Source organism: Pseudomonas sp. KBN12P06040 (assembly GCF_037574965.1).
Lineage (GTDB): Bacteria > Pseudomonadota > Gammaproteobacteria > Pseudomonadales > Pseudomonadaceae > Pseudomonas > Pseudomonas aeruginosa.
The window spans coordinates 1-20,936 of the sequence record NZ_JBBELS010000003.1; the positions used below are offsets into that span (position 1 = coordinate 1).

Sequence of the window (20,936 nt, forward strand, 5' to 3'; positions counted from 1 at the left end):
CTGGCCAACGTCGCGGCGTCGCCATCCGCACGCGCCTGGGCCTCGGCGTCGACGCGCTGGTTGGTGTGGTCCTTCGCGCTGGCCAACGTCGCGGCGTCGCCATCCGCACGCGCCTGGGCCTCGGCGTCGACGCGCTGGTTGGTGTGGTCCTTCGCGCTGGCCAACGTCGCGGCGTCACCTTCCGCCCGTGCCTGGGCCTCGGCGTCGACACGGCTGTTGGTGTGGTCCTTCGCGCTGGCCAATGTCGCAGCGTCGCCATCCGCCCGCGCCTGAGCCTCGGCGTCAACACGGCTGTTGGTGTGGTCCTGGGCAGTTTTCAGCGTCGTCGCGTCACCATCTTCCCGGGCTTTCGCTTCAGTCTTGATCGCGCTGTCAGTGTGGTTGTTCGCGCTCGCCAAGGTTGCAGCATCGCCGGCGTGGCGGGCTTGAGCCTCGGCCGCCACTTGCTGATTCGCATGATCGATCGCCTCGCCGAGGACGCGTGCGTCCTCTTGTCCGCGTGTTTGCGCTTCGTTGGCGACAGCCTGGTTCGTGTGGTTCGTGGCCGTGCTGAGAACCCGGTTATCCTCGTCTGCCCGCTTCTGCGCCTCTGCGCTCACCTGGGTGTCGGTGTAGCCCTTCGCCGCGGCCAGGGTCGCGGCGTCACCGTCCTGGACCTGGCCGAGATTCGATGCATCGGTCCGCGCGGATCCTCCGGCAACGTTGGTGATCTGTCGTTCGGCGCCGGCGGCGCCGACAGATACGGTGTTGTCCCGGTTGTTGCTAGACCCTGTGCCGAGGGTGACGCTGTTGCTGGCCGTCGTCGTGGTTGCCTCACCGATCGCAACGGATCCCCGGCCCGTCATCGTATGACCGTTGCCAACAGCCGTGTTGCTCTGCCCGGTGACGTTGTTGCTGGAGCCAATAACCGTTGTTGTCCCGTTCGCCGCATCGATCTTGTTCGAGTCCCCGACCAGTTGGCCATATGCGTTAGAGACTGTGTTGCTCTCGCCTTTAACTGCGATATCGCTGTTGGTGACGGTGTTGTAGTTGCCAATGATCTCCGACGACATAGTGTTGTTCAGGGTGTTGTGGTTACCAACGATCACCTGGTCATTGGCCGAGGTCGCGCCCGAAAAGTGGGTATCGCGGTTGCCGGTTACGCTGTTCCCGTCGCCAGTGACAATGGTGTTGGTGAACCTGGAGTCAACCGTATTTGCAGCGTGAGCCACGCCTGTTGCGGTAACCATCAGGGCGACGCCCGTGATGAAGTGTTTTTTCGAACGGCAATAGAGTGCCGCCGCACGATTAACGCGCCTGCACATAGTTAGTTTTTCCTTTCAAATAAGTGTGTTGCTGATACAGCCCTTGCGAACTGCGATGGTGTGCGCTTACTGCTGCGCGTTTTTGGAAGTTCGTTTCTGTTTTACGTTTTTGGAAGTTGGTTTCTGTTTCGCGCTTTTGGAAGTTCGTTTCTGTTGTTCCGCTTTTATCTGTGCGTCATGCGGTGCCACCACTGCGGCTGTCTTCTCCTCGATCCGGACCGGAACGGTGATGCTCTTGAGTTTCTCCAAGTCTGCTGTCGGCAGCGCTGGCGGGAGCATGTTGGCCCGTTCCTGGAACACCGGCTCTTCGTACCAGAAAATTTTTCGGGCCCGAATGCTCAGCGACGGGTGTTCCTTCGTCGCCCCGATGAAGATCAGTTCCTCGTCATATGGCAGCTCGTTGACTTCCTGCGGCAGCATGAGCGGGCGGGCTTGCTCGCTGTAGCTGCGCCCTCTGGTGCGCTTGTCGCCGTAGTTCACTGAATCATTCGCGACTCGAACAGTGGTGTTGCCCAGCCGCTTGCTGTACTCGGTAGCGAGTTCGATATCGTTCGGCGTATAGACGATCTCGGCGTGGAACGCCTTCATGATCCCGTCGCCCCCCTCGCGGCCGTATGTACGTTCGGCCCGGAGCTGGTCTTTGCTCTGAAAGATGATCAAGAAGCGCAGACCTGCACCACGCATCAGCGCCGGCGCTGTTTCCATGACCTCCATCCGCCCCATCACGGCGATTTCATCGATCAAGAACAGCAGCTGGTGCTTCAAGCGCAGCGAACCATCGGCACAGTGCCCGCCCTGCTCGGGTAACACCTTTGAGTTCTCGTTGATCGCTTGCGAGAAGAACAGGTTCATCAGCGGCGCGAATTTCTTCAGCGCGTTACTCGTCACGCAGAAATAGACGCTGGTCTTCTCTTCCCGGGGCTTGGAGAAGTCGATGTCATCGCCCGAAAGAGCCCACGCAACCGTCTTCTCGCCGTATATGGCCAGCACGTCGCGCACAATGTCGCTCGTAGTCGACCAGCCCGAGGACTTGTTCTGCGAGGCGACATAGACGCTGTACAGCTCACGCCGGCATTCCTCTGAAAGCGCGTTTTCCCCGTCGGATCGATCGCTGATGACTTGCTGCGCCCACTGCCCCAGGCCGGTCCCCAACGAAGCCAGCTCGTAGAGCTGCGGCAGAGTGCAGGGCAGCTCTGGCGTTTCCATCAGGTACAGCACCAGGGCGCCGAACACGTTCGCGGCCTTGTTGTACCACTCTTGGTTTTTCGGGTTGTCCGACACGAACAGCACGCTGGCCAGGCTGCGAATGTCCCCCAACCGGTACAGCGGATCCCGGCGCAGGCCCGACAGCGGGTTCCAACGGTGGGTCTCCAGACGTTCCGGTGAGAATCGGAAAACTTTCTGCCCCATCGCTGCGCGGAAGCCCGCCGTCGTATCCCAGTTCTCGAACTTCGGATCGTTAACCACGACCGAATCCGGGTAGCTGAGCAAGTTCGGAATGACGATCCCCACACCCTTGCCGCTCCCTGGGGGAGCGGCAAGCATGACGAACGTCTGCCCGTAGGTCGCCAGGAACGCGTCTTTGCGCGGATGCTTGCCGAGCAACAGCGGGGGATACTGAGTGATTCGCCGCTGCGGCCGGGAAGGACTGTACTGTGGCACCCCTGCCGCGCTAGCCATAGTTGACCTCCTCGGCCCTCACGACGAAAGCCAACTCCCGCGACGGCAAGCGACTCTGGATATCGTTATCCCGAGGCAGCAGCCGACCGGGTTCGATAGTCGGCATGCGGAACTGCTCGCAAATTTCGACCGGCGACACAGGCCTGCGGGTCCTGTCGTCGAACGACGGTGGATCGAAGGTCGCCCGAGGGTAAGACAACCCAAGAGGACAACCTCGCTCCTTTGCTTGCTGCAACAGCACGTCGGTGACACGGTTCGGGAAGTCACCCATCTCGAAGCACAACCCGTTCCACAACACGGGGTAGTCCGTGACCGCATCGAACTCATCATCGAGCACGACGTATTCCACCCGATGCTGCACAACAATCTCGCCGGCGATCTTCCAGCGGGTGATGACAGTGAAGTACGGCACCTGGCCCGGCACGTCGATCAGCAACCCGTTCGTTGCCTTACGGCCTTTGTTCCGGCAAGCCACGTAGTAGCGCTTATTGGGAAATGGCTGGCGGGCCACTACGTCGTGCCCACCGGCAAGCAGTAGACCGAACTCTTTCACCTGCACGTCAACTAAATCGCAGGCAGAAGGGAAGGACCTAGGCACTAAGAGCCTAGGAGCGATGTGAATCAGCATGATTTTTCTCCGAAGGAGGATCCCGGCAAGCGGGAAAAGACGAAGTTGTGAAGCGCCTGCAGGCGCCTACTGGTACTCGCCGCGGTACTCGAACAGGCGCAGCTCGCGTTCGTTGGCGAACCGCGCGTCGCCGTGCAACGACTGTTTCGTTGAAAAGCGGCTCATGAAGGCCAGCAACGTGACCCCTACCGGCAGGAACGTCAGCGCTGCCGTTACGCACCAGGACCACGGCACATAGAGCAGTCGAGGATCGGACAGGGGCATCTTCGAAGCCACGAATAACGTGGTGAGCCCCACATCCCCTGGGTTCGCATCGGTCAGCCAGAGGAACAGTGCACCACCGGCATACAGCCCGCCGATGAAGAACAGCAGCATCAGGACCAGGACCAGCAGCACCACCTTCCACCACACGATCAGGCCCTCCCTTGGTTGAGCAGGGCCAGTTTGGCCTCCGGCTCGTAATGCACTTCAAGGATGTGGGTCCGTTCCATGTAGACCACGACGTCGAAGCTGATCCGCACTTGGCGTTCGATATAGGCCATGTCCAGGCCCTGGCCGACCACGGACTGCTTCACCAGGCCTCCGACCCGGGCATAGCCCGACACGCTGTCGTTGGCGTGCGCCGTGGTTACAGTGCCGGGGTTGCCGGTGTTGAGGATCTCCATGAAGTGCCAGGCTTCATCGCCCGTCAGCTCGGCCAAGAACAAGTGGTCGGGCTTCATCCGCAGACAGCTCGCCACCAGCTCCTTGGCCGTCACCGTCGCCCCGTACAGCAGGTGGACGTGGTTGGCGTGGAACGGCAACTTCATCTCGTTGATCTCCTCAATGGTGATCAACCGCCGGTCACGGGGGAACAGGTCCATCAGGGCTTTGCCGAGGGTGGTCTTTCCCGACCCGGGGCCGCCGAAGATGATGATGTTCAGCCGGTGCTGTATCGCCAGGGCAAAGAACTCGCTCCAGGCCCCGGCCGCGTGCAGTTCCTTCAACTCACGTTGCCAGTCCGCAAGCTCGACAGTCGAAGTCGCCACCGACTGCGCCTGGTCGAACCGGCCGCTGTCGATGTAGTCCTGCAGGCTGAATCGGTCGAGTGATGGCTTGCGCACCGTGAGCGATATCGTGCCCTTCTCGCATGCAGGAGGCATCACGATCTGGCAGCGCTCGCCGTTCGGTAGCTCGACGGTGTGGATAGGCGTCTCCGCCGAAAGATGGCGGTGGCTGTAGGCCGCCAAGGCGTTCGCGACCTGGCGGCAGAGGTCAAACGTCAGCCACGGCGCCTCTTCGCGTTGCCACCCGTCTACACCCTCGGTCCAGATCTCGCCGGGACGGTTGATCGCCACTTCACTGACGCCAGGCCTGTCCAGCCGCTCACTGATGCCGGCCTTGTTCAGGAAATCGCGCGCCAGGGTCGCCCCGTCCAGTTCATCACCAGTGTGCTGAGGCTTTCTCTCTTTCCACATCTGAATAGCTCCGAAAATTGGCTCAAGGACGGTGGACTGTTCCGGTGTGATACGGAGGACCTCGGCGTCCTTGGTTTTCATGGCTGCAACAAAATCCCGCATGCTGGCACCTACCGGCAGGCCAACCAATACGGCACAAACGGCAGATTTCTGATCGGCGCTAAGGCTATTTCCGGTTGCCTGTTCCAGCATCCGAACTACAAAGACAGGATCAGTGCGGGTAGGCCAGTTCGGGTTGAACTCGAAGCTCATATGCCACTCCTTAACGGTTCTCGAAGACCGTGGAAAAGTCGATATCGCGGGCAACCACTACGGTCATGACCGTGCCCGGCAGGATGTAGGCCGTTGGCGGAATGTTGATGCTGTTCTCCAGCGCCCGATCAGCCATGTTCTCGACGCTGCTTTCGGTGTTGTTCACCGTGTAGCCATCGGAGTTGTTCTTCTGCGAGCGGTTGACCAGGATCTGCATGCCATCCTTGAACACCGACAACATCACCGCGCCCATGAAGCGGTCGGCCAGGTGCTTGTCGATGTAGGCCTCGGTGCCGCTGGCCCCCATCGGCCCAGCCCCCAAGCTGTCCAGTCGTGCGCGTACTCCAGAGGCGGTTTCCAGCTCGGTCCAGGCAGTGAACACCCGGGTTTGGCCGGGCCGAACCTCGGTGCGCTGCTCTCCGGTCAGCCGGTCCCCGGCTTCAGCGATCACCGTGGACCCATCCGCCGAATACAACGGCTCTGTGAGTCGGCATTCGATCAGGCTCGGGTTGTCCGTGACGATCTCTGTGTACAGCACGCAACTGGTGTACGTGTTGTGCCGCACCAAGTACTTGCCCGGCGGAGCCAGGACAGCTTTGCTCGGAACGAAGGTAGTACCGCCCAATTGGTCCAGGCGTGCCCGTCCACTGTTCGTATCCGTATCCAAAGCCACGCCACCGCTTCCTGAGTCGGCTTGCCCTTGTCCCATCAGGTCCAAGGCTGTCGGTGGCGTGCCGGCGCCCGCTGCTGGTCGTCCTGCACCTGAGTTGGATCCGGTGGTCGAGGAGGCGTTGTAGGCCGAGCCACTGGCAACCTGGGCTTGCACCACAACCCCACCCGCGAGCTTCCGTTCCAGAGGGCTCGGCGGTACATCTTGATTGCTGGCCGTGGTCGTCGAACCAGCCGGAGTAGCAGAGGCGCTACCGCGCTCAACGTGCTCTGCCGGTGCCTCCGGCGCCGGTGTCCTTGCCGCTTCAGCCTCCGCGGCGGCCCTCCGTTGCGCCTCTTCCATTTCCCGGAGCTTCTGCTCTTTGATCCGCTGCATCGTGGCATCGTCCTGTTCCTGGACTTCCAGCGTTGCATCAGCCTTGACCTGGCTCTCGTCGATATCGCTGGTGTCTGAACGCATTTCCGAGATAACCCACATCCAGCCGGCAACAATAATCGCCACCACTACAAGAACGAGCACTCCGATCCCCACGTAGAGACCGCTCCGCCCCTCACGCTTGATCTTGCCCTTGCGCAGGTCGAATGCCCCGCGCGCCTGAGTCGACGCTTCTGCCGCTGCATCAGCCCCCTGCACCTGGTCGTCGGTCTGGTGGTCTTTCGGATCGAGCGTTTCAGTGTTCGAGGTCATTCTCTTCCCCCTTCCTTGCCGCTTCGTCCTTCTTCACCTCCGCGATCAGTCGGTCGATCTCGCTGCCACCGAACAGCACCGGGAAGACCACCAAAGCGGTAGCGACTATCGACCACAAGACCGCCCCGGCTTGCCACCAGCCCTCACCACCTGGGCTTAGCAATGCCGCCATGTCCTCGACAATGGACAAGGAAAGCCACAGAGCCAAGGCAAAGCTGAGACCGGACAAAACCCACGCAACGGGCCTTAATTGCGATTCCCATTTTTTGAAATCTTCAATGCTCGGTTTCACGGCTCACCTCCGGCTGTTGCGGGGCGCGCCCCTGTTTCTTCCAGCGGTACGCCACGCATCCGAGTAGGATCAGCGCCCTCATAAACCCAGCCAGAAACACCGCGGCGATAATTACCAAGTCCGCTAGCACTACCGTCATCCAGGCAATGGTGGCGGGCTCACGATCCAACTGGGCCCAGTTGACGAACCCAGCAATGAAGAACCCCACGAAGAACATGTGTGCGATAGCCATGACGAATGTGATCATCACCCAGTCATCGGCATTAAGCCCCTTATTGCTCGGTTGCATGTTTCACCTCCCGCACCTGCCCCGTGGTGGTGCCGTCGTAGTTGTAGAAACCGCCGCCCTGGTGCCGCGTCCGCACAGCCAGTACCTGCCGGTTCAGTCGGAAGCGGTATTCGTCGCTGATCCCGTGGACGACGACGATGTTGTGTACCTGGTGCCAGTTCGCCAGGGTTTCGGTTCCGTCCGGCAGGACGCGATAGACCACTGGCCGTGGCATGGCCGTGCTGAAGCGGAAGCACGTCAGCATGCCGTTGTCCCAGGCTTCCGAAGGAGACAGCTCCATGTCGCCGCGCTTCTGGTAGCGACGGTTCTGGAACGTGCCCGCGCAAGGGTCGGCGTTGAGGTTGCGGCCGGCGGTGGGCTTCTTCGGTGGTTCCGGGTAGCGAAAGCGCAGCAGGTACGTCATGTCCGCCACGCGCTGGGCCAGGCGCAGTTCCAAGACGTACACGCGGCGGTTGGTGTTGATGATCAGGTTGGTGTCCGGGTCCTGGTCAGACATAGGCTTGATCGCCACCAGATTGCCCGCCTGGTTCACACCGATGGTCCAGGCGCCGGGATCTCCACTGACGATCAGACCAGTGTCACCGTTGACGGTCTCGCCCTGCCCGAGCTGGATGAGCGAGGACCGTCCCACTACCGACTGCACTCGGTAGACGTTTTCCGGCGAGTACAGCGCGGTCTGGATACGCGCGTCGAAAGGAGACCCTCCACCCATTACCTCGGCGCCAGACGGCACCGCGGCGAGGCTGACCCATGCCCCGAGGATCAATGCCGCACACAGCGGCTTCAGCTTCTGGCTCTGCTTCATTGCGAACCTCCAACTTCCTGTGCCACCGAATACGCCGCCACGCCAAAGCCCAAGGGGTTCAGCCAGCGCTGTTTGCGGGTCTTCGGCGCGTTGCCGTAGTCGAAACTGATCGTGCCCAGCCATGTCACAGGAGCCATGCCGAGGACCGGCACACCGTTGCGATCGAGGACGGTCTTGGTGAAGCGAACCTGGGCGGTTCGGAACTTCTTCGTGCTGCCGGGCAGCGAGCCATCGGCATCCAGGAACACGATATTGTTGATGTCCACGCGCAGCTGCCGGTTATCCCCCAGCACCTGGGTGTACCCCTTACTCGACAACTGGAAGTTCCGGTACTCGGCGAACGCTCCCGAGTACGACAGCAGCCGGACCATGCCGTAGTTCACGTCGGCGCCGGCGAAGCTGTAGCTTTCGCGGAAACGCACATAGGTAGCCAGCCAGAACTCATCTTGTGTGTCCTGCTCATCGCCGCCGCCAGTTCGGTCTTTCATCACCGGCACAACGTCGGTGAACCCGGTGTTGTTGTCGACCCGTACCAGGAAAGCCTCCACTGTCTTCAGCGGCGTCAACCCCAGCACCGCGCCCACCGCCATGAAGGCCAGCAGGCCGAACACGATTGCGATCGCCCGCCAGGTCCTCGCCTTGCTCCGCTCCTGCTTGGCCACCGAGCTTTCGAACCAGCGTGCCGCGTCTGTGTACGCTTTCAGAGCCAGGCTCGCTTCGCGTGAGGCCTCCCCCACCAACGGCTGAGCCTCCAACTGTTGTTCGCGCTCGGCCAGCGCCTTGAAACGTTGCTTACTGCGCCCCTTTAACATCTCGACCTCCCGAGCCTTCCAGTGTCGAAACCCGTGCCGCCGGCGGGGTAGTCGCGGGCTTGCTTGTCTGTGCTTTTGCCTTCACCGCCGGTGGATTCAGGTCCACCCACGATCCCGTTGGCTGGGAAAGTTCAGGGGGCGAGCTGCACCCCGACAGGCAGGCAGCACAAAGCAGCCCGCCCCAAAAGAGCTTGGTCATGTCATTCACCTGTTTTCTGTGCGTCTGAGTGAGCCGATCCGGCTCAGAAATCACCCGGCAGAACGCCGGTTTGAAGGAAGTGCGCGGTTGGAGCTGGCATTGAATTCAGATTGACCGCCAGCGTCTTGGTTATCAGCTGATTCTGTTTCCTCGGGCCCTCGACAGAAGTCTGCGCCCAGCCCCTGCTACTCCTTTAGCCATCCGCATCGCCGGGTGCAGACCCAATCCACGTTTGACTAGACCACCAAGCCCTCCACCCGCTGAGGTCGGCGCCCCTGCCATGATGGTGGCCGCGTAGTTTGGGATCTCCAGTGCAATAGCTGTAAATGCTGAAAAGTAGAACAGGATGGAAAGGGCCCCTGTCAGGTCGCTCGGGATATTACCGTCATGGACAACGATCTCGTTGATGAACCTCATCTGCAAGCCGAGGATCACCGAGAACAGAACCTGAGCCAGCATAAAACCACCCAATACGCCTACCCACCCCCAAAACCATTGTCGGGTCTGAGGGAAGATTGCAAAGGCAATGAACAGCGGTCCTACTACCAAGATCACTGTGGTGCTGGCTTTTAATGTAACCAGGGTTCCGACTGCGACCAATAAGAACGGAATTCCTCCCAGGAGCATGTAAAAAATCCCAAGCCCTGAAAAGAAGGTTTCTGAGAAGTTGCTTATCGGATTAAACTTAAAAGCCTTCACCAAGTTCATTACAGAGCTAAAAAAGCCACTAATGAGCTGATCGACCTGGTTTGTGAACCTCCCGTCCCCTCCTGATAACGTCTGCGCCATCCACAAAGGAAGTCCTTGAACCACGGGCACTACCCAGTTCCAGTATGTTGCAACGCTGAACGCAATCGAAATCAAAAAGGCTATTTTGATGAATTCCATCGTAACTTCTTGAAACGGCACATCGAGCCCCGTCCAAAGCCAGCGAATGGCGCGCATCATCAGGTGAACCAACCAAAATGTCCCAAAAACCGCCCCCATGACCAGCATGACCTTGGCCATTCCGACCATGATCATGCTTTGTAGAGCGGAGTCGATGAACGTGTAGAGGTTCTTGGTGAACTCTACCTTGATGTTTCCATCTTCATCCATACCTACTCTCTCCGTTCATAAACATCCGAATTCCAGTAAATTTTCCCATCCTTAAACTTAGCGCTCCCCCCATTACCCTCCCAGACAAGAAGGTTTTCGTTTTCAATCCGGGCATTAGATATCTCAGGCTTCGAGTACTTGCTATTGAACGGGTACCATATGGTTTTCTGAACTTCACAAAACCCTTTGTCACAAGTAATATCCAGAAGAGCCGGCTTAACAAAACTGTTCCTTTCAACATCAATCCATGCCCCTTCAAAGCTCTTTCCAGACGGCTCAAAACATCCGGTCAACGCAGTAGCCAGCAACGCGGTTACTACCACTTGAATTTTTGCTTTCTTCTTCATCGCAAATCCTCACTTAGGTAGAGGTCTTTTACCGTTAAGGTAATCCATGACCTCTTGTGCTCGTTTGTCGCTCTCGATGCGTTCTTTCTGCTCCGTGAGCACTTTCATATTCGCCAGGCGCATCTGCTGGTTCTGTAGCTCCAGGAACTCTTGCTGGTAGCGCAGCTCCAGGTCCTGTTTCTGCTGTGGCGTCTGCACCTGGTCCAACTGCTCCCGCAACCGGGCCGCGTTCTCCACCCGCCGGTTGCTGGCCTTGTAGTTGCGTTCCAGGGCATCGGTCACGGCCAGCAGCTTGTCGAACTGGGCCTGCACCCGGCTGTCGCTTGATACCAGACCGTAGCGGTTCCGCAAACTAGCCATATCGCGAGCGCTGCTGTACACATCGGCCCAGTCGCCCAGGGGCAGTACCTGGTTCAACGTCGGGTCGTTTAGAAATCCGCCCAGCTTGTCGTTGCCATTGATGAGCGACTTGTAATGCTCATATTGCTGCCTGGCTTGCTCGATCCCGCGCTTAGCCTCGTTGAGGGCCTTCAACGCCTCTTCAGCCTGCTGTTTGGCATTCATCCCCAGCTGCAACACCGTGGCCGCATCTAAGGTCGGGATACCGCTGGCCTGTATCAACGGCGCAGCCGTTACCGTCACAGCGGCCAGCGCCGCCGCCAGTAAGGTCTTTTTCATCGTCTTTTTCCTGCAGATATGTTTCAGAAGTCCAGACGGCTCTTCACCGTCCGGTCCAGCTCAATGCGCCGATCAATCAGCGCGTCTATGAGCCGTTGCGTTGCCGCCGTCAGCACTTCTTTCCAGGGACTGGACTCGACGATAGGGTCACCGTCCAGAGCGAGTTCCAAGGCCTTGAGTTCACGCAGACTCAACAGAACCGGAACCGGGCGGCCCTGCTCTTCAGCGGGGTACTCGAAGTAGCTAGCCATCGCTACCCTCCCCCCTCGCCTTCAGTCACCAGGGACTGCCGCTGCATCTCGTCCAGGAACGGCTTCACCCACACTGCGGGATCGTCTGTTCCCAGCTCGGCACGGATCCGAGCGGCCACGGCCGCGTTCTCCGTCGTCGTGGACAGCAGCGGCAGCCAGTACTTCAGCTCGTCCCGCACCTCGGTATGCGTGGAAAGGTCCATCTTCAGACGCACCGACCGGGGCCCCTGTACAACCACTGCCTGGCGGTCGTACCGGTCCTGCTCGGCGACCGCCTCGAACAGCCGTCCCTCGATACCGAACTTCGCGTAGCTCTCGGCCGTGGCCTTGTCGTTGGCCAACCAGATCGAGGTCACCACCTGCTGCACGACTGCCGGCGCATACGGCGTTGCTAACGCATCTTCCGGCGACTGGGTATCCATCATCAGGATCTCTCCCCGCAGCCTGCCCGCCTTCAGCACCTCCTTGATCAGCTCCGCCGTGCTCTCGAAGGAAAGCGGCGCCCAGTACTCCGCGACGAAGTTCAGCAAGAGGCTGCCCGGCTGGGTCTGGTGCATCAGCCGCTTCATGAAGAACAAGGTCTTCAAGAGCACCTCCATTTCAGCCGGGTGCCTGCTGACATACTCCTTTTTCAGGATGTGCGTGCAGTCGAACGCAAGGCGTTGGTAGGCAGTGGGATCGAACAGGTTCCGCGGCGAGTCCAGCACCCATGCGCAGCTCCCTTCCCGACCGCCATCGGCACGCAGTCGACACCAACGCGACAGACGCGTGTGCAGGCAGTTTCCCCCCCTGGGGGTGATGTTCTGGAGCAACAGGGACATACCTCGGTGTTCAACCGTCGAGTGGGCCATCACCGCATCGATCGATGCCTGGATCTCCCGTTCCTCGACCTCATCCACCAGCCCGCCGCTACCGTCTTCCTTCTTCATCCCACCGGCGCAGGTGATCACCACATCGAGCAGAAATTGCCGCAACTGCGGCGTGTCCTGGAGCTGGAACGGGTTCAACCCGGTCGACACTCCCGGATCGATAGCGAAGTACTGCGTGCCTAGGGCCCGTAGCAGGTTCTCCAGAGAGTGGTTGTAGTCGATGCCGAACAGCATCGGCTTCCATCGGCTGAAGAAGGTCAACAAGACCGCCTCCAGAGTGGTCTTGCCAGCGCCCGTCATGCCCGTCACCGCGAGGTGTCCAGGCAATTTCTCGCCCAGGTTGTTCTGGCCTGGCGGGCTGTCGTGGGCGTTGAGCAGGAACATCCCGTCGCTGAGCGTGCGCATCGGCACCAAGGCGGAGCCGTCGCCAATCGGGTTGCCGCGTGCCTTGCCGCTGGGAGTGGCATGCAGGGAAAACCCGCAGGCCAGGTTCTCGGTGGATTTCATCATCGGGTACATGGCCTGCGTCACCCCGGGGAACTGGGTGTACCATGTGTACACGTTGCTCAGGGTCGACCGTACGAACGTCGCGTCCTTCGCGCTGAATAACGACTCCATCTTCGAACCGTTCGTGATCGCCTCGTCCGGCGTATCGCCGTAGACGATCAGCGAAGCGTGGTAGCGCCCAAAGCTCTTGATGCCCTGCGCGATTTCGCTCGCCGCATCATCCAGCTCGTCGGTCTGCTTCGACTCACCCTCTACCGAGGCCAGGTCCGCTATCTGTTTCTTGAAGTTGCGCTTGATCTCGTTGCGCTCCTCGAACATGAACGCCTGTACCAGGGTGAAGTCCAGCGGCTGCTCAATCGCCTCGTCCCACATCCCCGGCCGGCTGCCCTCGCTGGGGTAGTCGCGCAGGTCGTAGGTAGTAGCGAACCGCCGGCCACCGTGGTTCGGGCGGTTCTCGACGAAGTCATAGGCGCCGAAGCTGGTCACGCTATCGATGATCGCCTCGCCCAGGCGCGTATCGGACAACCGGACCGCTTGCTCACGGCCATTGAACAGCAGGCTGTAGAAGCGCCCGATCTGCGAGTAGAACGCCCCTGTCTCCGTCTCCTCCACTCCCAGCAGAACGGGTTCGAAGCGCTTGAGCATACTGATCGAGGTGATCAACAGGTCCTGCATGCGCCGGATACCGTCGTCCAGATCGCGGTACTTCAAGATCACCGCCAGGTGGTAGCTCACCTCCCGGTAGCTGCCCTGTTTGAACGGACGCACGTAGGCGTCGACGAACTCCTGCAGCACCGGTAGATCGAGCTGGTACTCACCGTCCAGCTCTAACTGGCTCTTGGTGACGTACGTCTGGAGCATCAAGCTTTTGCCTTCTTTCTTGCCGAGCGTGAAGAAGTAGCGGTTGAGCCGGTGGAACAGTTGGTCCAGGTCGGCCTTGTCACGGGTTTCGTGAGAAACGCCCTTGAGCCGGATCAAGCTCAGCAGACGGTTTCCCGTCAGGGTCACCATGTGCTCATGCACGTGATATTTCATCAGCGGCGCCAAAGCTTCCGCCGGCATGACGACGTTGTGCGAAACGCTTGCCATAGAACACACTCCAAAGGGGATTGATCGGCGTCAGGCACACCCCGCGGCCGTATCTCAGGTTCAAGGAAAAACGACGCATGGCGTAGACGATTCGGCGCATGTAGCGGGCGTCGAATGAACTCACCACGGAAAAGCCGACCAAGGCCAGGAACAGGGGCGAGGCCAACAGCAACGCCCCCCACCACGGAAACAGCAGGAAACCGATTGTGCCGACCACCAACAACGCGACCGCAATTCCTACGAAGGGCAGGATCGGCACACCCAGGAACGTCGCCGGGCGGCTCATGGCGTTGTAACTTGGGAACAGCAGTTCCTCATCGTTCATCGGCCAGCCCTCACGCAATCGTGCCGCCGCCAAAGAACGCCCAGGCCCACGCCCCGAGGAGCAAAACCCCACCCACTACGCCCAACACACCTACTTGCTTCACGTAGTCCATGAACGTAGTGCTGTGGTCGCCCGCGGCCCTGGATGACATCCAGCCAATGCCGACCCACAGCAGGCAGATCAGGGCGATGCTGCCACCCACGGCGAACATCCCCAGGCGGATATTTCTGCCCAGCGTCACCAGCTTCTGATCCCACTCGTCGGCCATCGCCATGTATGGCGTGTAGACGGCCAGGAATACCGCCAGCCGCTGCAACATCTCGCGGGACTTACTCTTCAGTTTTTGCATCGCTCTTTACCTCTCGATCCTGGTCTTCCAGGGGTTGTGGTTGTGCCTGCGGCTGACTTGCCGCCGGCGGGTCATAACGGGGGTACTGCCGAAGCACATCCCAGCTCTGGTAAGTCGGCTGGGGGGCGACGGGAACATTTGCCGTTCCGGCCGGAAGGGTTGGCGCAGCTGGAGGTTGTGCCTGAAGCGCCGGGACGTACGCTGGTAGATCCGCGTTGGCCAGAACCCGCTGAACATGGCTCGTTCCGCCAAATTCGGGCTCGGGCCGGAAGCCGGTGGTGAAGTTGCCGCTGTAGTAGCAGCTGTAGGCCTTGCGGATGGCTTCCTGGTCTGAGCTGCTGACCGGTCGCGCCTGGCCATAGCAGCGGCGCAGTTCCTCAGCAGAGCGTTTCAGGTTGTGGCAAGGCTCGAACATTTCGGCCACCTGCCGGGGATCGCTGGCATCGAAATGCTGCCGATGGACCTGGCCCAGCCCCACAGCGAAGCTCTTGCCCTCTTCCACCAGCTTTTTCACCGCCGCCAAGGCCTCCGCAAGGCTTTGCGGCTGACGCGACAAAGCACCGTCCTTCACACCGATGGCGTAAGGATTGAGGGCGGATTCGGCTTTAACGACGGGATACAGCGTGGAGGGATGGACAGCAGGAGCACATTGCAGGGCCAGCGCCATGAAGGCACTGGTAGTAAGCATTTAAATCTCCTTTTTAATCAGCTCTTGCAGCATTTCTTGCGCAGCCTGCTTCGAGAGTCGATCGATCATCCATTGCACAAATTGCGAGGGGGTGATCTGCACCCGACTTTCCTGGCTTACATCGATTGCGAGTTGCAGAAGCGTTTCAAATCGCTCATTGCCAACATAGACGTTTACCGTCTTCTTTCCGGTTCTCACTTTTGGAATTTCCATAGACTCTCCTTGAAATAGCAAAACCAGCCGAAAGGCTGTTATGCCTAACGACCGGTTCTGCGATGGGTTTATTGGAAACGCCGATGAGAGCTAGGCGATTGCACTACAAAGGCGTGACTGCTTCTTACTTTCCAAGCGTCGCCACAAATCTTGCTGCTGAAGCAACGCATAAAAAGCAACCTTACGGCGCTCATCATCTTGCATCAGCACAATTAGTCGAAGCGACTTTTCGAACTCGGATGGCAGATTTCTGTACTCGACTACATCGAGCCCCTTATCTGTGCGAAGCAGCAGTGTTTCCTTCAATGTTTCAATCACTGAGTCCGAAATCACATAAGGCGCACCACCAAACCGAACGAACCCTTGCACACCGGCTATATCCGTGATCGTCGTTGTGTGGACCACTTCAGGGTCGAAGCGAAGGAACAGATAGCCGGGAAAGAGCTGTCGCGTCGTCTTGCGCTGGGAGGGGCGATCTACCCTGCGACGAAGCTCCGTCCGCGTTGGTGCGTACAGCTCAACATCCAGAGCCTCCACCTTGCTCGTAACCCACTCCAGCGCATTGCGGTTATGGGTCATCAGGTACCAATTGCGCACTCTAAAATCCTCCCTTTTCGGGCACGCTCCTCCAAAACCCGACCCGTCTGGGGGGCGAATCTGGTACGGCATTCTGGAGCCGAAACACTGTATATGCATACAGTGTTTCTAAAGGTTACATTCGCTCGAACTCTCGATGCAAGAGAGTTTTGCTAGTGGGAATGATAGAGAAATTTCGCCAAAAGTAAACACGACAGCCTAATTTAGGCTGATCACCCTTTCTAGGTAGCCTAATCTAATGAAATCCTTGGATTTTCTGGAGAGATCATGGATACCCTCCGAAAATCTATCGGGGCCAAGATAAAAGCGTTCAGAACAGCCCGCTCTCTCACCCAAGACGAGCTAGCATCGGTTGTTGAAACGGACTCGGTATCCGTCAGCCGCTACGAACGTGGCGTCAGCACCCCGAGCGTTGAACAGCTCCTCAAGATCGCTCGTGCCCTGAACGTAACCCCAGGTGAACTCCTTCCCGTTGACCAGGACCTCGACAGGGAACGCCTCATCGCCCTCCGCCGGGATCTGGCCGAGAAAGCGCTCAAAATCGAATCCACCACTGCCCTGGAACAGCTCAACCGCCTGGCCGACTCTTTCCTCTTGGACAGGAAAAAATCCTAGGCCAGCCAAGCGGCCGATCTGGATGCTCTACAGCCCGCTCTTGATCCGGTTCCACACCCGCGTTCTGACCCGCTCGGCCTTCAGTGGCAGAGTTTCCAGGGGGAACAACCGCTTCATGGTTTCATCGTCGAAATACACAGCGGGATCTTCCCTGACTATTTTCTCCACGTACTGGAAGGACTCCCTGTTCCCATTTGGATAGCCGATATAGCTCGAAGACTTCGCTATCACGTCAGGCTTGATCATGAAGTTTATAAACTTCCTTCCCTCTTCGGGATGCGGCGCATCTTTGAGTAGCACCATATTCTCTATCCAAACAAGGGAGCCCTCTTTAGGAATGCTATATCCAATCTCCCGGTGGACTTTTCCGCTCTTATTGGCGTTTCTTGCAAGATAGGCCGTACCCTGCCACCCCACAGAAACACAAATATTTCCGTTGGTGAGGTCGGCTGTCAGCTTAGACGAGTCGAAGTATCGAATATAAGGACGCACTTTCAGAATCAGTGCTTGTGCTTTCTCATAGTCGGCAGGATTCTGGCTGTTGTAGGGGAGCCCAAGGTAGTTCAATGCGATAGAAAGAATCTCAGTGGAAGAGTCGAGGATCGCCACCCCACACTTCGAGAGCTTCGAAATGTTCTCTTCCTTGAAAATCAGATCCCATGAGTTGGTCGGCGCATCAGCGCCCAGGTACTGGCGCACCTTTTCTGCATCGTAGGCTATGCCCGTGGTGCCCCACAGGTAGGGGACCGCGTATCGGTTCCCGGGATCCGTGGCACTGAGGTTCTTCATCACCTGGGGGTCCAGGTTGGACCACTCTTTCAAGTCCTGGTGCTCCAGCTCCTGGAGCACCCCCGCCTTGATCAGGTTGGGCAGCAGGTTGGAAGTGATCACTACTACATCGTAACCGGACCGCCCGGCCAAGAGCTTGCCTTGTGCGAACTCACCACTATCGAAAGTGCCGGAAATGACTTTCACGCCCGTCTCTTTCTGAAAATCGCCGGTCACGCCTGGGGCGATGAAATCGATCCAGTTATAGAAGTGAACACTCTTCTCCTGACGTTGATCAGCCGACACGCCGGCAGAGCCGGCAGTGAAGGCAATAGACAAGGCAAGTGCAGCAATCCCTTTCATAAATACCCCATTAGTTAAACTACTAGAATTAATAGGTATCGCTAGATTTTTCCCTCATTCACTGCCGATATTATTCTCACTGGAAGGTCATTTCTATTGACCGGATTACCTAGTCCCCTGGGAGTAGTGAAATGGAAATCAGTTTGAAGGACATAGCTTGGCAGCGCTCGCTTGGGAACCTGCTCGACCACCTGGACCAGCCAGACTTTTGGTTGGTACTGGTGGAAACGGTACGGGAGTTCGTGCAGGTCGATAACTGGGTTTCTCTGGTATTTAGTGACTCCACACCAGTGATACTTTTCTACGCCGAGGAGGAAGAAGAGGAAAAAGACGAAAGGAAGCCCAACCATTTAATTGGCAAATACATAACCGGTTACTATCGCATCGATCCGTTCTATGCCGCCTCACGCTCTGCACCCGGCCCTCGGACGATCTATCTTCGAGATATCGTGACTCCCGCATTTAATAAGAGTCGATACTACATAGAGTACTTCGAGACGCATGTGGTATGCGATGAAATGCAATATAACATCCCTATTGATGAGCGCCGCACGCTTTGCCTGTCGCTGGGAAGCGAGGCGAAGTATACCGCCGAGAACATTGCGTTTCTTGAGATCATTCGCCCTTGGGTGCTTTCCCTCATGAGCAAGCGGCTCCACTTCGAGGAAAGCCTACAAGACGACAGTAGCCTATCGCTCAGAGTCGACAGCTCTGTGCTGAACGCTCTTGTCGCACCACTGACAGGGCGTGAATCCCAGGTCTTGAATCTGATGCTAGAGGGTAAGTCAAATAAGGAAATAGCTGACAAGCTCGCAATATCCGTATCGACAACCAAAGTTCACCGGCGTCACGTCTACGCCAAGTTGAACGTAAGTTCTCACTCCGAACTATTTGCCTTGCTCCTGAAAGACATGCCGTCTGTCGGAAACATAGTTTCTCAAACATAAAACATTTACATATAGGCGCAATGCGCCCAATATAAGTCTTGTTGGTGGCACGCAGAAAGCCACTCACCCCGAGGGGGCTAGTCGTTGCCACCGGGGAACGAGATGAGACTTTCAGATGTTGCGACAATCCGAACGAACTACCCCGAGGCGCATTTCTGGTTAGTTCGGCGGGGCTCAGCGGAGCGATGCGGTGAGCCGGTTCGAGAGTTCAATCCAGAACATATCGGAATCCGGGTAAACCGAATAGACATACTCCTCCCCGACTATCTCTTTTACGTCCTGGTCCATATCCACCAGGTCGGTTACTGGAAGACGATAGCAACAGGAACGCTGAGCCTAGTCAACATCCGTGTTTCAGACGTTCGCCAGATCGAGCTGTCACCACGGTGAGACGGGGGCCGAAAGGCCCCCTACTCTCAACTAGCGGAGCAAAGCATGAGAATCGAGTTACCGAGCATATCTGAGCAGCAGCGCGCCATCTTCGAGCAGGCCACGCAGGATGGAATCAAACAACTGAGGGCCAACCTCGACGCTCCGCGCCTCCCGTCGCAGTCTGAGGTCGACGAACAGGCCTACAGCCGGGCGCACCTGTTGCGCGAGCATGAAGGCTGGGAAGCCCCGCACCCGGATGTTATCTGCGCCTACTTCCGTCACTTCCAGGCACACTTTTCTGATTACAATACCGACGCCAAGTTGGCGGCGCTGCTTGGCCTGACCAGTGACCGACGTATCCGGGAGTATAAAAGCGGTGCGAGAACCATCCCTTACGGGGTGTGGCGGAAATTCCTAGTGATGACCGGCAGGACTCCGCAGGAAATAATCCAGGTCTTCGCTTTCATGGGGTGATCCATTCGTACAGACGTTTCCTGACTTTAGGAGGAACACATGGGACAACTTAAAAATATCTACTTCCCTGGCGTGAGTAGTGCGCCATCGTCTGCGCAATACGGAATTTTTCTTAGCCCTGAAAAGTCTTTTCCAGTCGCCAATATAGTCGTCGTACAGTCCGACAGACAAAACGACTACATGGGTACAAGTCTTTATAATACGGACGAAGGTCGAAACATTGTTCTCAATCGAATTCTAGAGAATGACCTACGAGGGATACGGCTGGACTATATCAATTTTTACGTCATCCTCGACTTGTCTACCACGCTTGAAGGCATGAAACTGCCGATCCACCTTGACTTCGACGATTACATCGCCAAAGAAAACCCCTACAATTGCACTCCTAGCGACACGACAACCGGACGCATCCTGCAATGGATTACGGGCGAAAAGACCTATTCCTACTGGAGCGGCCATGTCCTGGGGGGCTGTGCCCGCTTTTACACTGAACTGGATGACCAGAATCGTGAACCTCTCTCGGTCGATAGTGCGCGGGAACTACTGAACCGAGTGGGCTATAAAATCCCAACAAAGGAATAGAACAATGTCCAAGCTCGCCGCCTTCCGCGAAGCGGAACGCAAACTCCAGGAACAAATGCAGCTGCTGGAGAAGCTCAAGGCCGACAGCAGCCTGAAAAAGGAGCTGGAGTTCCGCGATGAACTGGAAAAGCTCATGAAGAAGTACGGCATGAGCCTGCGCAACATCATCGAGATCCTCGATCCCAGCGCCGTCGCGAACCGGCCTGCCGGCCAGGCCTCCTCGATCCGCCGGCCGCGGTCGGTGAAGGTCTACCGCAACCCGGAAACCGGCGAGGTGGTGGAAACCAAGGGCGGCAATCACCGGGTGCTGAAGGCCTGGAAAGAGCAGTACGGCGCCGATACTGTCAATGCCTGGTTGCAGGCCTGATAGACCGGCCCCAACGGAAAAGCCCCGCCGAAGCGGGGCTTTTTTATGCCGGCGTGACGGTCACGCCGCAATGTGGGCATCGTACAGACGCGGCACCTTCGGCTGAGCGCGCTGCTCTGCATGCCATAGCTCATAGGCCGCCTGCATGGCCAACCAGTGGCGGGCCCGGCCGATGCCGGCACGCTCAAGGCGCACGGCCAGGTCCGACGTGATCGAGGCGTGCCCATTGAGCACCTTCGACAGTTGGACCCGCGAATAGCCCAGGGCCTTGGCGAAGTCCGTGATAGTGATATCCAGCCCGGGGAGCACGTCCTCGCGCAGGATTTCCGCAGGATGCGGCGGGTTGTGCATACCCATATGTA

The 20,936-nt window shown here is 58.2% G+C and carries 26 protein-coding genes and 1 pseudogene; 5 read left to right on the forward strand and 22 right to left on the reverse strand.

Annotated elements, in window-relative coordinates; translation table 11 throughout:
• The 20 genes and pseudogenes from VQ067_RS33165 to VQ067_RS33260 all read right to left on the reverse strand — a co-directional run.
• A pseudogene (locus VQ067_RS33165) lies at positions 1 to 1,304 on the reverse strand (hypothetical protein); the annotation flags it as partial.
• A 66-nt stretch (positions 1,305 to 1,370) separates the two neighbouring features.
• Complete coding sequence (locus tag VQ067_RS33170; RefSeq protein WP_235195426.1) at positions 1,371 to 2,984, reverse strand: type IV secretory system conjugative DNA transfer family protein; 1,614 nt, start codon at positions 2,982 to 2,984, stop codon at positions 1,371 to 1,373.
• Entirely contained in the window at positions 2,977 to 3,612 is a 636-nt protein-coding gene (locus tag VQ067_RS33175; RefSeq protein WP_033980993.1) for a DUF6012 family protein, read from the reverse strand. Before VQ067_RS33175 ends, VQ067_RS33170 begins: the two co-directional genes overlap by 8 nt.
• Before the next feature lie 66 nt (positions 3,613 to 3,678).
• A complete protein-coding gene (locus tag VQ067_RS33180; protein ID WP_033949710.1) occupies positions 3,679 to 4,023 on the reverse strand; it encodes a hypothetical protein in 345 nt (114 codons plus the stop codon).
• A 2-nt stretch (positions 4,024 to 4,025) separates the two neighbouring features.
• The gene (gene virB11, locus VQ067_RS33185; RefSeq protein ID WP_126071769.1) at positions 4,026 to 5,069 is read right to left on the reverse strand and encodes a P-type DNA transfer ATPase VirB11; all 1,044 of its coding nucleotides are present in this window, start codon (positions 5,067 to 5,069) and stop codon (positions 4,026 to 4,028) included.
• Between the two features lie 262 nt (positions 5,070 to 5,331).
• Positions 5,332 to 6,678, reverse strand: a complete 1,347-nt coding sequence (locus VQ067_RS33190; protein ID WP_126071749.1) for a TrbI/VirB10 family protein — start codon at positions 6,676 to 6,678, stop codon at positions 5,332 to 5,334.
• Positions 6,662 to 6,970: a hypothetical protein gene (locus VQ067_RS33195; protein ID WP_121295125.1), complete on the reverse strand. Its 309-nt coding sequence runs from the start codon at positions 6,968 to 6,970 to the stop codon at positions 6,662 to 6,664. The genes VQ067_RS33190 and VQ067_RS33195 overlap by 17 nt, the downstream gene beginning before the upstream one ends.
• Positions 6,954 to 7,259 carry a hypothetical protein gene (locus VQ067_RS33200; RefSeq protein ID WP_126071750.1) on the reverse strand — a complete coding sequence of 102 codons (306 nt, stop codon included), beginning with the start codon at positions 7,257 to 7,259 and terminating at the stop codon, positions 6,954 to 6,956. The genes VQ067_RS33195 and VQ067_RS33200 overlap by 17 nt, the downstream gene beginning before the upstream one ends.
• The gene (locus VQ067_RS33205; protein ID WP_235195430.1) at positions 7,243 to 7,971 is read right to left on the reverse strand and encodes a TrbG/VirB9 family P-type conjugative transfer protein; all 729 of its coding nucleotides are present in this window, start codon (positions 7,969 to 7,971) and stop codon (positions 7,243 to 7,245) included. The genes VQ067_RS33200 and VQ067_RS33205 overlap by 17 nt, the downstream gene beginning before the upstream one ends.
• 89 nt (positions 7,972 to 8,060) lie before the next feature.
• Positions 8,061 to 8,876: a virB8 family protein gene (locus VQ067_RS33210; RefSeq protein ID WP_003142959.1), complete on the reverse strand. Its 816-nt coding sequence runs from the start codon at positions 8,874 to 8,876 to the stop codon at positions 8,061 to 8,063.
• 331 nt (positions 8,877 to 9,207) lie between these two features.
• Positions 9,208 to 10,173 carry a type IV secretion system protein gene (locus tag VQ067_RS33215; RefSeq protein ID WP_052150347.1) on the reverse strand — a complete coding sequence of 322 codons (966 nt, stop codon included), beginning with the start codon at positions 10,171 to 10,173 and terminating at the stop codon, positions 9,208 to 9,210.
• A 2-nt stretch (positions 10,174 to 10,175) separates the two neighbouring features.
• Positions 10,176 to 10,520, reverse strand: coding sequence for a hypothetical protein (locus VQ067_RS33220; RefSeq protein ID WP_124120339.1), 345 nt, complete (start codon positions 10,518 to 10,520; stop codon positions 10,176 to 10,178).
• Positions 10,521 to 10,529: 9 nt separating this feature from the next.
• Positions 10,530 to 11,198 (reverse strand): P-type DNA transfer protein VirB5, encoded by a 669-nt coding sequence (virB5, locus tag VQ067_RS33225; protein ID WP_033949718.1) that lies wholly within the window; start codon positions 11,196 to 11,198, stop codon positions 10,530 to 10,532.
• A gap of 23 nt (positions 11,199 to 11,221) precedes the next feature.
• Positions 11,222 to 11,449, reverse strand: coding sequence for a hypothetical protein (locus tag VQ067_RS33230; RefSeq protein ID WP_033951589.1), 228 nt, complete (start codon positions 11,447 to 11,449; stop codon positions 11,222 to 11,224).
• Between the two features lie 2 nt (positions 11,450 to 11,451).
• Complete coding sequence (locus VQ067_RS33235) at positions 11,452 to 13,914, reverse strand: VirB4 family type IV secretion system protein (RefSeq protein WP_412060797.1); 2,463 nt, start codon at positions 13,912 to 13,914, stop codon at positions 11,452 to 11,454.
• Positions 13,841 to 14,239: a VirB3 family type IV secretion system protein gene (locus VQ067_RS33240; protein ID WP_033951607.1), complete on the reverse strand. Its 399-nt coding sequence runs from the start codon at positions 14,237 to 14,239 to the stop codon at positions 13,841 to 13,843. Before VQ067_RS33240 ends, VQ067_RS33235 begins: the two co-directional genes overlap by 74 nt.
• Positions 14,240 to 14,249: 10 nt before the next feature.
• Positions 14,250 to 14,588, reverse strand: a complete 339-nt coding sequence (locus tag VQ067_RS33245) for a type IV secretion system protein VirB2 (protein ID WP_126071751.1) — start codon at positions 14,586 to 14,588, stop codon at positions 14,250 to 14,252.
• A complete protein-coding gene (locus VQ067_RS33250; RefSeq protein ID WP_124176496.1) occupies positions 14,569 to 15,276 on the reverse strand; it encodes a lytic transglycosylase domain-containing protein in 708 nt (235 codons plus the stop codon). The genes VQ067_RS33245 and VQ067_RS33250 overlap by 20 nt, the downstream gene beginning before the upstream one ends.
• On the reverse strand, positions 15,277 to 15,489 hold the full coding sequence (locus tag VQ067_RS33255) for a hypothetical protein (protein ID WP_235195427.1): 213 nt from the start codon (positions 15,487 to 15,489) through the stop codon (positions 15,277 to 15,279). It lies immediately after the preceding gene.
• 90 nt (positions 15,490 to 15,579) lie between these two features.
• Complete coding sequence (locus VQ067_RS33260) at positions 15,580 to 16,086, reverse strand: transcription termination/antitermination NusG family protein (protein ID WP_031667928.1); 507 nt, start codon at positions 16,084 to 16,086, stop codon at positions 15,580 to 15,582.
• 267 nt (positions 16,087 to 16,353) lie between these two features.
• On the opposite strand from VQ067_RS33260, the gene VQ067_RS33265 reads away from it, so the two are divergent.
• Positions 16,354 to 16,701 carry a helix-turn-helix domain-containing protein gene (locus VQ067_RS33265; RefSeq protein ID WP_023131924.1) on the forward strand — a complete coding sequence of 116 codons (348 nt, stop codon included), beginning with the start codon at positions 16,354 to 16,356 and terminating at the stop codon, positions 16,699 to 16,701.
• 27 nt (positions 16,702 to 16,728) lie between these two features.
• Here VQ067_RS33265 and VQ067_RS33270 read toward each other — a convergent pair whose 3' ends face one another.
• Positions 16,729 to 17,832 carry a polyamine ABC transporter substrate-binding protein gene (locus VQ067_RS33270; protein ID WP_126071753.1) on the reverse strand — a complete coding sequence of 368 codons (1,104 nt, stop codon included), beginning with the start codon at positions 17,830 to 17,832 and terminating at the stop codon, positions 16,729 to 16,731.
• Between the two features lie 131 nt (positions 17,833 to 17,963).
• Here VQ067_RS33270 and VQ067_RS33275 point away from each other — a divergent pair, with 131 nt between their 5' ends.
• The 4 genes from VQ067_RS33275 to VQ067_RS33295 all read left to right on the forward strand — a co-directional run bounded on the left by VQ067_RS33275 (position 17,964) and on the right by VQ067_RS33295 (position 20,574).
• Positions 17,964 to 18,779 (forward strand): LuxR C-terminal-related transcriptional regulator, encoded by an 816-nt coding sequence (locus VQ067_RS33275; protein WP_126071754.1) that lies wholly within the window; start codon positions 17,964 to 17,966, stop codon positions 18,777 to 18,779.
• A 435-nt stretch (positions 18,780 to 19,214) separates the two neighbouring features.
• Positions 19,215 to 19,625 carry a hypothetical protein gene (locus tag VQ067_RS33285; RefSeq protein ID WP_126071755.1) on the forward strand — a complete coding sequence of 137 codons (411 nt, stop codon included), beginning with the start codon at positions 19,215 to 19,217 and terminating at the stop codon, positions 19,623 to 19,625.
• 39 nt (positions 19,626 to 19,664) lie between these two features.
• Positions 19,665 to 20,207, forward strand: a complete 543-nt coding sequence (locus tag VQ067_RS33290; RefSeq protein ID WP_126071756.1) for a hypothetical protein — start codon at positions 19,665 to 19,667, stop codon at positions 20,205 to 20,207.
• A 4-nt stretch (positions 20,208 to 20,211) separates the two neighbouring features.
• Positions 20,212 to 20,574: a histone-like nucleoid-structuring protein, MvaT/MvaU family gene (locus VQ067_RS33295; RefSeq protein WP_033949742.1), complete on the forward strand. Its 363-nt coding sequence runs from the start codon at positions 20,212 to 20,214 to the stop codon at positions 20,572 to 20,574.
• A 60-nt stretch (positions 20,575 to 20,634) separates the two neighbouring features.
• Here VQ067_RS33295 and VQ067_RS33300 read toward each other — a convergent pair whose 3' ends face one another.
• Positions 20,635 to 20,931, reverse strand: coding sequence for a HigA family addiction module antitoxin (locus VQ067_RS33300; protein WP_033981001.1), 297 nt, complete (start codon positions 20,929 to 20,931; stop codon positions 20,635 to 20,637).
• Positions 20,932 to 20,936 lie beyond the last annotated feature (5 nt).